The organism is Streptomyces sp. NPDC002790 (assembly GCF_040295505.1).
In the GTDB taxonomy this organism is placed as follows: Bacteria; Actinomycetota; Actinomycetes; order Streptomycetales; family Streptomycetaceae; genus Streptomyces.
Genome location: NZ_JBEOVM010000150.1, coordinates 1 through 12,904, shown reverse-complemented (window position 1 = coordinate 12,904; position 12,904 = coordinate 1). Strand labels below are relative to the sequence as shown.

Here is a 12,904-nt window from a genome sequence, read left to right as displayed (position 1 = left end):
GCCACCGTGGCCGCCCCACCACCGCACGGTCAAGGCTGCCCCCTCCGGGCTACCGGAAGGGTGTGCCCATGAACGTACTCATGAACGTACTCGTGGACGTACTCATGGGACGCGAACCTGGAAGGCGTCGTTCCATCCGTCGCTGCCCATGATGCGCTGGGCCGCGTAGAAGCGGTTCAGATCCCTGCCCGCGTCCTGGTTGTCGGTGCTGTTGATGGGTTTGACGACATAGTCGCGCACGCCGTCCGCCTTGTTGACCGAGCCTTCTCGCGTCGAGGCCATCGGGTACTCGTCGCAGTCGGTGTTCGGCGCCGGGTACTTGCCCGGGAAGAAGGTGGTGCAGGCCCGTCCGGCGACTCCGCGGTGGCGCCGGATTTCCGTGGCGTTCGCCGTGCGGTGCAGCACGGCCGGGATGGCCTTGAGCCGACTCGACGGTGGCTGGGTGGCGTTGGGATTGTTCTGGGCCTCCCAGATGTTCTGGGCGGTCTGCGGGCTCTGCGACTTGTTGACGGTCCAGGTCGGGATCGGGGCCCAGGGGAACACGCAGCCCTGCCCCGCACCCGAGCGCAGCAAGTAGCTCGCGCGGTCGCAGCGCGCCTGGCTCGGGTCGCTGCGCTGGGTGCTCGGCCCGATGTCGCTGACCACGGTGGCGACCCACCGCAGGTCCGCCGTGGCGAGCGCGTTCGGGGCGGCGCCGCCGTCCTGGGCGAAGCTCGCGTACTCGAAGGAAGTGCCCCCGGCGACCCAACTGTCCACCGAGCGTGTGGTGCCGCCGGAGTCACGGCTGCACGAGCCACCGCCGGAGGTCACGTCGCAGGTGCTGCGGATCGTCAGCGGGACGCCGCTGACGTCGCCTGTCACGCGCCAGTTGCCGACGTAGGTGACCTCCAGGATGTCCCGGAAGTCGCTGTCGTTCTTCGTGTAGTGGATGACGGCCATGTCGGCGTAGGCGTTGCCGACGACGCTGCAGAACCAGTCACCGATCAGGCAGTCCACCTTCTGCACCCACAGACGTTTGCCCTGGCAGCTCGCGAACCGTCCCTTGGCCCAACCCGCGCCGGAGAACGAGCTGTCGTGGCCGAGACATTCCTCGGGCGTGATCGACTGCGAGGGAGAAGGTATCGGCGGATCGACCAAGGGCCCTGCCTGGCCCGCGTCTTCGGGCTGCTTCGCGAAGAACTTCTTGGCGGGCGGTGCGGACAGGCCGTCGTCATCAACGCCGGGTGCGGTGAAGGAGGAGGCGGGAAGGTCGTCGAGTACGCGGATCGTCGCCCGGACTTCCGTCTTCCCCGACGGATCGGGCGAGGCCGCCGCCGCGGGTGAGGCCGTGGCCGTCCCCACCAACAGGAGCCCGAGCACGGCCCCCGCGAGCATTCTGGTCCGGCGCGAGACTATGGAGCCCCGTTGTCTTTTACGCACGATTACCCCCAGTTGGTCGCCTGTGATGCTCACGACAAGCGAGCCGGGATGTCAATGCGCCCCGGCCGCAGGCGAAGCAATCAGGCCCACCCGTCCGCCCACGCCCCACACGGACACCGGCACCCCCGGGGATTCCGACGCCGCAGGTCCCGCGCGAGAAGGCACCCACGACACAACTACGCCTTCACCCCTCCACCACCGCGCGGCCATCGTCACCTCACTGGCGAACGGGCCAATTCCGCCCGCATCGTTCGACGTTGCCCCCGGGCACGCGAACGGGGCCGCCCCGAGAACGGGACGGCCCCACGGTCACACAAACGCTACGGTCGCCCCTGGTCGGCGTAAAGCCGATCGAGGCCGACCAGGGCGAGGTCCGGGCGCCGTTCGGCGCTCAGTTCGGCAGTGAACCCCGCCCCTGAGTAACAGGCCAGCACGGTGTCACGCGTGTCGTAGCCCTTGCTCGCGAGGAGCTCCCGGGCCCGCTCGAGCCGGTGCACATGACCGTGTCCCATCACCTCGCCCCATTTGGCCTCGCCAAGGGACAGAATCCTGCGCGGCGCGCTCGGTTCCTGAGCCGCGAGCACGACCACGTCGATTTCGATCTGGCTGCGCCCGGCCGGATCGTTGACCACGCCGGAACCGACCTCGGCCGGGTGGCCCCCGAACAGCTCGGCCTCCGCGTCCGCGGCGAACTCACGGCAGACGGCCTCGAAGTGCGGCCCTGCCACCTGCTTGTCGAACGTCGGCCTGGTGGCCTCCCAGACGGTCTGGCCCCTACCCCGCTCCAGCTCCGCCCAGCGGCGCCGCATGATCGCCTCGTAGAAGGTGACCAGAGGTTCCACGATCCGGTAGCGGGCGCGGCCGGCCCGGAACAGATCGGGCTCCTTCGCGATGAGTGCGCAATCCTCGAGCACGTTGAGCGGGTGCGCGATCTGGTCCGATTTACGGCCTGTGTAGCTGGCGATCGCCCCGTTGACCGTGTTACCTGTCGCGATCGCGGCGAGCACCGAGTGGTAGATCGCCGGATCCCTGATGTCGGATTCCTCTGCCAAGAGGTAGCGGGCCTCACGGAACAGCGGACTCTGCCGGTTGAGCACAGTCCGCAGGATCCAGGCGTCGAAGTCCTCCAGACCGGCAGGCACATCACCGGCGACGAACTCCTCACGATAGGCGGGCGTCCCTCCGACGACCATGTGCACGAGCAGCGCGAGCCGCGGGTCCTCGATGCCCCAGAACTCGGCTGCCTCCCGGTACGAGAAGGGCTGGACAACCATCTCGAGCCCGGCCCGCCCGCGCAGCGGCGCCTGCCCCGACAGCATCCCGCCCATCACCGACATCGCCGACCCGCACAGCAGCAGCCGGACCCGGCTGCCCTGCCCACTGCCACCGGGCCCCAACTCGCGCTGAATGATGGAGGGCAGCGCCGGTGACGTCCTGGACAGGAACGGAAACTCGTCGATCACCACCGGGGTCGGCCGTCCACGGTACTGCCGGAACAGATAGGAAATCGCATCGTTCCAGTCGCGGAAGGGGTACTCGATCACCTCACGCGTGTGCCGGACCAGCGCATCCGAGAACAACCGCAGCGACTCCGCCTCCGTCGCCTCGGTCGCCCCGAAGTACAGCCCTCCCGTCTCCCGCACCAGGGCCTCGAGCAGGAAACTCTTCCCCTGCCGCCGCCGGCCGCTGACCACACCCAGCATGGCCGCCTGCTTCTCGCGCTCGACGAAGGCGGACAGCCCGTCCCACTCCTGCGCCCGGTGGAACACATGCGCCGGCTTCTCGGCCATCCCAACCCTTCACCATAACGCTGAAGTACATTTCACTGAACCATACCTCAGTAATTACCGCGATGCGCTGCGTGACGCCCATGCCGCCGAACAACCCCCGGCCTCCTGAACGTTCCCGAGGACGCCACGACGTCCGCCACCCGCAGCGCACAGAAAAGCCCCTGGCCCGCACGTTTACTGTGCCGAACCAGGGGCGAAACGCACTCACACGTTGAAGCGGAACTCCACCACGTCCCCGTCCTGCATGACGTACTCCTTGCCCTCCATGCGGGCCTTGCCCTTCGCGCGGGCCTCGGCGACGGAGCCCGTCTCGACCAGGTCGGCGAAGGAGATGACCTCGGCCTTGATGAAGCCCTTCTGGAAGTCGGTGTGGATGACACCGGCCGCCTCGGGGGCCGTCGCGCCCTTCTTGATCGTCCAGGCGCGGGACTCCTTCGGGCCCGCCGTCAGGTAGGTCTGGAGGCCCAGGGTGTTGAAGCCGACCGTGGCCAGCGTGGCGAGGCCCGGCTCCTCCTGGCCGACGGACTGGAGGAGTTCGAGGGCCTCCTCCTCATCGAGCTCGGCGAGGTCCGCCTCCAGCTTGGCGTTGAGGAAGATCGCCTCGGCGGGCGCGACGAGGGCGCGCTGCTCGTCCTTGAAGGCCTCGTCCGTGAGCTCGTCCTCGTCGACGTTGAAGACGTAGAGGAAGGGCTTCGTCGTGAGGAGGTGCAGGTCGTGGAGGAGTTCCTCGGCGTCGGAGCCCTGGACGATGCCCGCGGAGGACAGCGTCTCGCCCTTCTCCAGGATCTCCTTGGCCGCCTCGACCGCCTTGACCTTCGGGCCGATGTCCTTCTTGATGCGCGACTCCTTCTGGAGGCGCGGCAGGACCTTCTCGATGGTCTGGAGGTCGGCGAGGATCAGCTCGGTGTTGATCGTCTCGATGTCGCTCTTGGGCTCGACCTTGCCGTCGACGTGCACGACGTTCTCGTCCTGGAACGCGCGGATGACCTGGCAGATCGCGTCGGACTCGCGGATGTTCGCCAGGAACTTGTTGCCCAGGCCCTCACCCTCGGAGGCGCCGCGCACGATGCCCGCGATGTCGACGAAGTCGACCGTGGCCGGGAGCACCTTCTGCGAGGAGAAGATCTCGGCCAGCTTGGTCAGGCGGGCGTCCGGGACACCGACCACGCCGACGTTCGGCTCGATCGTGGCGAACGGGTAGTTGGCCGCGAGCACGTCGTTCTTGGTCAGGGCGTTGAACAGGGTCGACTTGCCGACATTCGGCAGACCGACGATTCCGATCGTGAGCGACACGTTGCGACTTCCCGTACGTGATGTGGTGGTGTGGGGCAGGGCGATCCACCAGTCTACGGCCTCGCCCGGCCCGCCCGACTGCCGCCAAGCGCGGTCAAGCTCTGCCAAAGTGCGTGTCCCTTGGGCTATTGGGCACATAAGCGCATCTATGTTGGGTTCGTGGAGCAACCCAGGACGCGATCCCCGCAGGCCCGGCCCCGCCGCACGGCCCCGCTTCCGCCGCAGGCGCAGGGCGGCCAGGACGGCGCAGCGCCGTCCGGTGAGTCCGCCACCGTGTACCGCGCCGCCCGTGGGGGTCGGTCGGCTCCCGGACGCCGCCCCCTTCGCTTCCCGAACCCACGGCTCACGGGGCGGGGCAGTGGACTGTTCTGCATCGCCGCCATGCTGGTCTTCGGGTTCCTCGACCGACTGCTGTTCGGGGGCTCCCCGGCCGTCTACGGGGTGCTGTTCCTGCTCGTCAGCGGGCTTACGGCGGTGTGGGTGCGGGGCGCGGACCTGGTGACGGCGCCGGTCGTGGTGCCGATCGCGTTCGCCGTCGGCATCGTGCCGATCTCCGAGGGCAGCGGCGGCTTCGGGCCGCAGGTCATGGGGGTCGCGACGACGCTCGCCATGAACGCGATCTGGCTGTACGGCGGGACGCTCATCACCGGTGTGCTCGTGACCGTACGGAAGGTGCGGCTCATGGCCCGGCGGGCCGCGGTGCGCCGGGCCGGTGGCCGCAAGCCGTCCGCCGGCAAGGCTGCCTCACGCTCGTCACAGGCGCCCGGCCCCCGGCGTCGTACCGCCTAGGGACTGTTGGCCCGGGGGCTCTACGCGCGCGATGCCGCCATCGCGGCGCCCACGATCCCCGCGTTGTTCTGCAGCTCGGCCGGGACGATCTCGGCCTTGATGCCCTTGATCAGCGGCAGGAACTTGTGCGCCTTGCGGCTGATCCCGCCGCCGATGACGAACAGCTCGGGCGAGCAGAGCATCTCCACGTGCGCCAGGTACTTCTGCACGCGGTGCGCCCACTGCTCCCAGCTGAGGTCGTGGTCCTCGCGCGCCTTCGTGGAGGCGTGCTTCTCCGCGTCGTGCCCGTTCAGCTCCAGGTGGCCAAGTTCCGTGTTCGGCACGAGGACGCCGTCGGTGAACAGGGCGCTCCCGATGCCCGTACCGAAGGTGAGCAGCAGCACGGTGCCCTTGCGGCCGCGGCCCGCGCCGAAGTGCATCTCGGCGACGCCCGCGGCGTCCGCGTCGTTGAGCACCGTGACCGGGAGCCCGCCGAGCTTCTCGCTCAGCAGGGCCCGCGCGTCCACGTCGATCCAGCTCTTGTCGACGTTGGCCGCCGTGCGGACCGTGGCGCCGCCGGTGATGACGCCTGGGAACGTGATGCCGACCCGGTCGGGCCGCACGTCGGCGAAGTGCTCGATGACCTGCTTGACCCCGTCGGCCACGCCCTCGGGCGTGGCCGGGTGCGGGGTCAGCACCTTGTGGCGCTCCTGGGCGAGGTCGCCCCGCTCCAGGTCGACCGGGGCGCCCTTGATCCCGGATCCGCCGATGTCCACTCCGAAGATCTGCATGACTCCACGTTACGACGGGGGACCGACAGTCACTCCTTGGAAGCGGATTCCCCGGCTTCGCCGACCAGCGTCGCGGCTTCGGCGCGCAGGTCCCGGCGGAGCTCCTTGGGCAGCGAGAACGTGATCGACTCCTCGGCCGCCTTCACGATCTCCACGTCCGCGAAATCGCGCTTCGACAGGTACTCCAGGACCTCCTCGACGAGCACGTCAGGGACCGAGGCGCCGGAGGTGACGCCGATGGTCGTGACGCCGTCGAGCCAGGACTCGTCGATCTCGGAGGCGTAGTCCACGAGGTACGCCTCGCGGGCGCCGGCCAGCTTGGCGACCTCGACGAGGCGCACGGAGTTCGAGGAGTTGCGCGAGCCGACGACGATGACGAGGTCGGACTCGGCGCCCATCTGCTTCACGGCGAGCTGGCGGTTCTGGGTCGCGTAGCAAATGTCGTCGCTGGGCGGCGAGATCAGTCCCGGGAACTTGCCCTTGAGGGCGTCGACGGTCTCCATCGTCTCGTCGACGGAGAGCGTGGTCTGGGAGAGCCAGACGACCTTCTCCGGGTCGCGGACCTCGACCTTGGCGACGTCCTCGGGGCCGTCGACGAGCGTGATGTGGTCGGGGGCCTCGCCGGACGTGCCGATGACCTCTTCGTGGCCCTCGTGCCCGATCAGGAGGATGTCGAAGTCGTCGTTGGCGTAGCGGACGGCCTCCTTGTGAACCTTGGTCACCAGGGGGCAGGTGGCGTCGATGGTGGCGAGCTTGCCGCGCTCGGCCTCTTCGTGGACGGTCGGTGCGACACCGTGCGCCGAGAACATCACGATGGAGCCCTCGGGCACCTCCTCCGTCTGCTCGACGAAGATGGCGCCCTTCCGCTCCAGGGTCTGCACGACGTACTTGTTGTGCACGATCTCGTGGCGGACGTAGATGGGGGCCCCGTACTGCTCGAGGGCCTTCTCGACGGCGATCACGGCACGGTCCACACCGGCGCAGTAACCCCGGGGGGCGGCGAGCAGGACGCGGCGGTTGTCACTGCGACGCGGAGCGTCTCCGCTTGGGGTGGTGGCGGGCGGCGGGCCGGGAGTTGCAGTCATGCTCCCCATCGTAAGGGCGACCCCGGGAGGTCAAAGATCGTCCCGGTGGGGAGACTGGAAGTCTGCGCGCGATCTACGGAGGCACGATGTCCGCCGACACCCCCCACGTCACGCATGAAGAGACGGCCCTGCGGCGAAGTCTCGGCTTCCGGGACCTCGTGGTCTACGGGCTCCTCTTCATCGCCCCTATGGCGCCCGTCGGCGTCTTCGGCACCCTGGACGCGAAATCGCACGGCGCGGTAGCCCTGGTCTACATCGTCGCGACGATCGCGATGGCGTTCACCGCGTTCAGCTACGCCCAGATGGTGCAGGTGGCCCCGCAGGCGGGCTCGGTCTTCGCCTACGCGCGCGCGGGTCTCGGAAAGGGCCCCGGGTTCATCGCCGGCTGGATGGCGATGCTCGACTACGTACTGATCCCCGCGGTCGCGTATCTCTTCGCCGGCATCGCGATGAACTCGCTCGTCCCCTCGGTCTCCCAGTGGGTGTGGACGGCGCTCGCGGTGGTGATCACGACGCTGCTCAACCTGTGGGGCGTGCGGGCCGCGGCGCGGGTCGGGTTCGCGGTCCTGGCGCTCGAGATCGTGGTCCTGCTGGTCTTCGTGGTCTCGGCGATCGTGATCCTGGCCACGGACGGGCCGCAGCGCGACTGGCTGTCCCCGCTGACCGGCGACGGCACGCAGGGCGCGTTCGCGCTGTCGGCGGTGATCGGGGCGGTGTCCGTCGCGGTCCTCTCCTACCTGGGCTTCGACGCCATCGCGTCGTTCGCGGAGGAGGTCACCGGGGGCTCGGCGAAGGTCGCGCGGGCGGTGCTGTTCTGCCTCGTCTTCACGGGTGTGCTGTTCGTCGCGCAGACCTACTTGGTCGCCCTGCTCGAACCCACCACGTCGGCGCAGCTCGCCGCCGACCCCGGAAAGCAGGGCAGCGCCTTCTACGACGCCGTGGACGCGTCCGTCGGCTCGTGGCTGCACGACCTGGTGGCGGTGAGCAAGGCGATCGGCGCGGCGTTCGCGGCACTCGCCGGGCAGGCGGCGGCCGGACGGCTGCTCTTCGCGATGGCCCGCGACCGGCGGCTGCCGAAGGCGCTCGCGCGGACGTACGCCGGGGTGCCGCGGGTGGCGCTGCTGCTCGCCGCGGTGATCACGCTCGTCGCGGCGGTCTGGGCGGCCAGCCGGGACGACGGCATGGACCACCTGGTCTCGGTCGTCGACATCGGCGCCCTGACGGCCTTCACGCTGCTGCACGCGAGCGTGGTGGGGTATTTCGCGGTACGTCGCCGTGGCGGCGCCGTGAGCTGGTGGCGGCATGTCGTGATCCCGGTCCTGGGCGCGGCGATCACCGTCGCGGTGATCGTGGAGGCGTCTCCGACAGCGCAGGTGGTGGGCGCGATCTGGCTGGCGATCGGGCTCGTGGTGCTGGCGGTGCAGCGGGGCCGCGCCGAGCCTGCCGGGTCTTCGGCCGCGTAGGGCGTCCGCACCGGGGACCACCTGCGTTGTCGGTGCCTGCGACTACGCTCACGGCATGGCTGTCAACACGTCCGCGGACGCCCCGCTGCCCGTCGGCCAGGTGTCGCGGCTCATCGGGGGATGGATCGACCGGCTCGGCGCCGTGTGGGTCGAGGGTCAGATCACGCAGCTGTCCCGCAGACCGGGCGCGGGCGTCGTGTTCCTGACGCTGCGCGACCCGTCGCACGAGATCTCGGTGGCGGTGACCTGCTACCGCCAGGTGTTCGACGCGGTGGCGGACGTGGTGCGCGAGGGCTCCCGCGTCGTCGTGCACGCGAAGCCGGAGTGGTACGCGCCGCGCGGTCAGCTCTCGCTGCGGGCCGCCGAGATCCGCCCGGTCGGCGTCGGTGAACTGCTCGCGCGCCTGGAGCAGTTGAAGAAGGCGCTTGCCGCGGAGGGCCTCTTCGCGGACGACCGCAAGAAGCCGCTGCCGTTCCTGCCGCAGCTCATCGGCCTGGTCTCCGGCCGCGCCTCGGCCGCGGAGCGCGACGTGCTGGAGAACGCGCGGCGCCGCTGGCCCGCCGTCCGCTTCGAGGTGCGCAACGTACCGGTGCAGGGCGTGCACGCGGTGCCGCAGGTGGTGCAGGCCGTCAAGGACCTGGACGCACTCGACGACGTCGACGTGATCATCGTGGCGCGCGGCGGCGGCAGCGTGGAGGACCTGCTGCCGTTCTCCGACGAACAGCTGGTGCGTGCGGTGTCCTCCTGCCGTACGCCCGTCGTCTCCGCGATCGGCCACGAGCCGGACAACCCGCTGCTCGACTACGTGGCCGACCTGCGTGCCTCGACGCCGACGGACGCGGCGAAGAAGGTCGTGCCGGACGTCGGCGAGGAGTACGAGCGGGTGCGCTGGCTGCGGGACCGGGCGCGGCGCAGCGTGGAGTCCCTCCTGGAGCGGGAAGAGCGAGGGCTCGCGGCGGCCCTCGCCCGCCCCTCGATAGAGGACCCGCACCGCATGGTCGACGAGCGCGAGGAACAGATCGCGGCGCTGGCCGAGCGCTCCCGCCGCACCCTCGGCCACCTCCTCGACCGCGCCGAGTCGGAGCTGACGCACACGCACGCGCGCGTGGTGGCGCTCTCCCCCGCGGCCACCCTGAAGCGGGGCTACGCGGTGCTGCAGAGGCCGGACGGGCACGTGGTGCGCGGTGCGGACGAGGTGGCCGGCGGCGAGGAGCTGCGGGCCCGCGTCTCCGAGGGCGAATTCACCGTACGAGTAACAGAAGACGAAGCGTGAGGACGGTCAGCAGCATGGCTACGAAGACGGCACAGGCGGCCGACGAGGCGCTCGGCTACGAGCAGGCGCGGGACGAACTGATCGATGTCGTCCGGCGGTTGGAAGCCGGTGGCACGTCCCTTGAGGAGTCCCTCGCGCTGTGGGAGCGGGGCGAGGAGCTGGCGAAGGTGTGCCGCCGCTGGCTGGACGGCGCGCGCGCCCGCCTGGACGCGGCGCTCGCGGAGGAGGCCGGGGGCGACGACGAGGAGGAGGCGGAGGACGAGGAGTGACCGGGGCGTCGCCTTGTGAACAGCGTCACGAAGCGTTTTGTTGAAGGTTGAACCTCATCGGCGTACCGTCCTCCATGTGGGCCGATCCGGACAGAACGGATCGCCGCAGCCGTGACCGTCGCACCGAGAAGGTTGATCCATGTCTCTCGTTCTTGACCCCGCCGCGCAGGACCTGCTGTTCCGCGAGGCCCGCACCGCGAACACGTTCTCGTCGGAGCCCGTGACCGACGAGCAGGTCGCAGCGATCTACGACCTGGTCAAGTACGGCCCGACGGCCTTCAACCAGTCGCCGCTGCGCATCACCCTGGTCCGCTCCCCCGAGGCCCGCGAGCGCCTCGTCAAGCACATGGCCGAGGGCAACCAGCCGAAGACCCTCGCCGCCCCCCTGGTCGCGATCCTCTCCACGGACCACGAGTTCCACGAGGAGCTGCCGCAGCTCTTTCCGCACGCCCCGGGGATCTCGGACATGTTCTTCTCGGAGCGTCCGGTCCGCGAGCAGGCCGGCACGCTGAACGCGACGCTGCAGGCCGCCTACTTCATCATCGGCATCCGCGCCGCGGGCCTGTCCGCAGGACCGATGACCGGCCTCGACTTCGCCGGCGTCCAGAAGGAGTTCCTGGACGACGACCACTCCCCGCTGATGGTCATCAACATCGGCAAGCCGGGCGAGGACGCCTGGTTCCCGCGCTCCCCGCGCCTCGAGCAGGAGCAGGTCATCACGACCATCTGAGTCGCGTGGACGCAGAACGTACGAGGAAGGGCCCCGGCTTCGGCCGGGGCCCTTCCTCGTTACGGGGCGGACGGACCCGTCACAGGACCCGTCACACCTTCTCGCGCTTCATCTCCAGCGCCTCGGCCATCTTCGTCAGCTGGTCGAAGTCGGCCGTGCCGGTCACCATCGTGGTGGCACCCTTCTGCTTCAGCACCAGGGCGTCGTACTTCTCGCCCTTGTAGCGCTCCCAGGTCTCGCCGCCGATCTCCTGCGTGCGACCGGTCGCGGAGGCGCCCTGGCTCGCCTCGTTGATGAACTTCTTCGACCGCCCGGTCGCCTGCTCGACGGCGACGTACTGCCCCTTCGGGTCGAGATACCCGAGGTGCCACGCGTCGTTCGCGGTGCCCTGGTAGCGCACGGACGTCGGCTTCCAGTCGTGCGAAAGGCCCGTCGGCGCGGCCACCGGGTACGGCGCCGCACGGCGGGCCGTCGACAGCTCGACCTTGTAGTCGACGCGCTTGACCTGCGGCTCCCCGGAATCGTCGTGCGGAACGAAGAGGTAGATCACGCCGGCCGCGAGGACGCAGGCGCCGAGCGAGAGGACCAGGCTGCCGACCGTTTTCTTACCGTTTCTTGCTGCCACGCACCCCATCGTCGCAGGTCGCCCGATGATCTCCGCCGGGAGGTCCGGATTCGCGCGGTCCGGCATCGACCGGTCCGCTCATCCGTGGGGCGGTCTGCTCAGATTGTCTGACCGACGATAGAGTTCTCCCCAATACCGCCCCCATCCGCCCGCCCGTCGCCCGCCACCGCCCTTCCAACGAGCCCTCCGGGCGCCCCTCCTTATTGTCGTATCCCGGTGAAGCCGAACGATCCCGGTGAATCCCGGAACAGAAAGGTGCGTCTCGATGACCGAGCATCACCAGCTTCCGTCCGAGCTCGAGGTCCCCTCCGAGGCCCCCGACCGCAACCTCGCCCTGGAACTCGTCCGGGTCACCGAAGCCGCCGCCATGGCCGCGGGCCGCTGGGTGGGCCGCGGTGACAAGAACGGCGCCGACGGCGCGGCCGTGCGCGCCATGCGCGCCCTCGTCTCCACCGTCTCGATGAACGGCGTGGTCGTCATCGGGGAGGGTGAGAAGGACGAGGCCCCGATGCTCTTCAACGGGGAGCACATCGGTGACGGAACGGGCGCCGAGGTCGACATCGCCGTCGACCCGATCGACGGCACCTCGCTCTGCGCGAAGGGCATGCCGAACGCGATCGCCGTGCTCGCCGCCGCCGACCGCGGCACGATGTTCGACCCGTCCGCCGTGTTCTACATGGACAAACTGGTCACCGGCCCCGAGGCCGCCGACTACGTGGACATCAACGCCCCGGTGTCGGTGAACATCCGCCGCGTCGCCAAGGCGAAGAAGCGCGCGCCCGAGGACATCACCGTGGTCATCCTCGACCGGCCGCGGCACGAGGGGATCATCAAGGAGGTCCGGGAGACCGGCGCCCGCATCAAGCTGATCTCGGACGGCGACGTCGCCGGTTCGATCCTCGCCGTGCGCGAGGGCAGCGGCGTCGACCTGCTGCTCGGCATCGGCGGTACGCCCGAGGGCATCATCTCGGCCTGCGCGATCAAGTGCCTGGGCGGTGTGATCCAGGGCAAGTTGTGGCCGAAGGACGACGAGGAGCGGCAGCGGGCGATCGACGCGGGGCACGATCTGGACCGGGTGCTGTCCACGGACGACCTTGTCTCCGGCGAGAACATCTTCTTCGTCGCGACCGGGATCACCGATGGGGAGTTGCTGCGGGGGGTGCGGTACGACTCGGAGCGGGCGCACACGTCGTCGCTTGTGATGCGGTCGAAGTCCGGGACGATTCGGCAGATCGACTCCACGCATCGCTTGAGCAAGCTGCGGGCCTACAGCGCGATCGACTTCGACCGGGCCAAGTAGGTTTCGGGGACCCGTGGTTGACGCCTCGGGGCTCCGCCCCGGACCCCGCGCCTCAATCGCCGGCGGGGCTTAAAATGCCCGATTGAGCAGCGGGGGTC

At 69.5% G+C, this 12,904-nt stretch carries 12 protein-coding genes; 6 read left to right on the top strand and 6 right to left on the bottom strand.

What is annotated here, in order from left to right; all coding sequences use genetic code 11:
• Positions 1 to 102 precede the first annotated feature (102 nt).
• The 3 genes from ABT004_RS33690 to ychF all read right to left on the bottom strand — a co-directional run bounded on the left by ABT004_RS33690 (position 103) and on the right by ychF (position 4,502).
• Entirely contained in the window at positions 103 to 1,359 is a 1,257-nt protein-coding gene (locus ABT004_RS33690) for a NucA/NucB deoxyribonuclease domain-containing protein (protein ID WP_351344674.1), read from the bottom strand.
• 380 nt (positions 1,360 to 1,739) lie between these two features.
• Positions 1,740 to 3,209 (bottom strand): AAA family ATPase, encoded by a 1,470-nt coding sequence (locus ABT004_RS33685; protein ID WP_351344671.1) that lies wholly within the window; start codon positions 3,207 to 3,209, stop codon positions 1,740 to 1,742.
• A gap of 204 nt (positions 3,210 to 3,413) precedes the next feature.
• Entirely contained in the window at positions 3,414 to 4,502 is a 1,089-nt protein-coding gene (gene ychF / locus ABT004_RS33680) for a redox-regulated ATPase YchF (protein WP_351344668.1), read from the bottom strand.
• 159 nt (positions 4,503 to 4,661) lie between these two features.
• Between ychF and ABT004_RS33675 the strand changes: the two genes are divergently transcribed.
• Positions 4,662 to 5,291, top strand: coding sequence for a DUF6542 domain-containing protein (locus ABT004_RS33675; protein WP_351344665.1), 630 nt, complete (start codon positions 4,662 to 4,664; stop codon positions 5,289 to 5,291).
• Between the two features lie 20 nt (positions 5,292 to 5,311).
• Here ABT004_RS33675 and ppgK read toward each other — a convergent pair whose 3' ends face one another.
• Together ppgK and ABT004_RS33665 are read right to left on the bottom strand one after the other, a co-directional pair.
• Positions 5,312 to 6,061 (bottom strand): polyphosphate--glucose phosphotransferase, encoded by a 750-nt coding sequence (ppgK, locus tag ABT004_RS33670; protein ID WP_351344663.1) that lies wholly within the window; start codon positions 6,059 to 6,061, stop codon positions 5,312 to 5,314.
• 29 nt (positions 6,062 to 6,090) lie between these two features.
• Complete coding sequence (locus ABT004_RS33665; RefSeq protein WP_451189637.1) at positions 6,091 to 7,155, bottom strand: 4-hydroxy-3-methylbut-2-enyl diphosphate reductase; 1,065 nt, start codon at positions 7,153 to 7,155, stop codon at positions 6,091 to 6,093.
• Between the two features lie 77 nt (positions 7,156 to 7,232).
• On the opposite strand from ABT004_RS33665, the gene ABT004_RS33660 reads away from it, so the two are divergent.
• The 4 genes from ABT004_RS33660 to ABT004_RS33645 all read left to right on the top strand — a co-directional run bounded on the left by ABT004_RS33660 (position 7,233) and on the right by ABT004_RS33645 (position 10,881).
• Positions 7,233 to 8,609, top strand: a complete 1,377-nt coding sequence (locus ABT004_RS33660) for an APC family permease (protein WP_351344657.1) — start codon at positions 7,233 to 7,235, stop codon at positions 8,607 to 8,609.
• Between the two features lie 55 nt (positions 8,610 to 8,664).
• Entirely contained in the window at positions 8,665 to 9,882 is a 1,218-nt protein-coding gene (gene xseA, locus ABT004_RS33655) for an exodeoxyribonuclease VII large subunit (RefSeq protein WP_351344654.1), read from the top strand.
• A gap of 14 nt (positions 9,883 to 9,896) precedes the next feature.
• On the top strand, positions 9,897 to 10,151 hold the full coding sequence (locus ABT004_RS33650; RefSeq protein ID WP_351344651.1) for an exodeoxyribonuclease VII small subunit: 255 nt from the start codon (positions 9,897 to 9,899) through the stop codon (positions 10,149 to 10,151).
• A 139-nt stretch (positions 10,152 to 10,290) separates the two neighbouring features.
• Complete coding sequence (locus tag ABT004_RS33645) at positions 10,291 to 10,881, top strand: malonic semialdehyde reductase (protein ID WP_351344648.1); 591 nt, start codon at positions 10,291 to 10,293, stop codon at positions 10,879 to 10,881.
• 91 nt (positions 10,882 to 10,972) lie between these two features.
• Here the strand turns inward: ABT004_RS33645 and ABT004_RS33640 are convergent, their stop codons facing one another.
• A complete protein-coding gene (locus ABT004_RS33640) occupies positions 10,973 to 11,506 on the bottom strand; it encodes a DUF4245 domain-containing protein (protein ID WP_451189641.1) in 534 nt (177 codons plus the stop codon).
• Positions 11,507 to 11,771: 265 nt separating this feature from the next.
• Between ABT004_RS33640 and glpX the strand changes: the two genes are divergently transcribed.
• The gene (gene glpX / locus ABT004_RS33635) at positions 11,772 to 12,806 is read left to right on the top strand and encodes a class II fructose-bisphosphatase (RefSeq protein WP_351344645.1); all 1,035 of its coding nucleotides are present in this window, start codon (positions 11,772 to 11,774) and stop codon (positions 12,804 to 12,806) included.
• Positions 12,807 to 12,904: the final 98 nt, after the last annotated feature.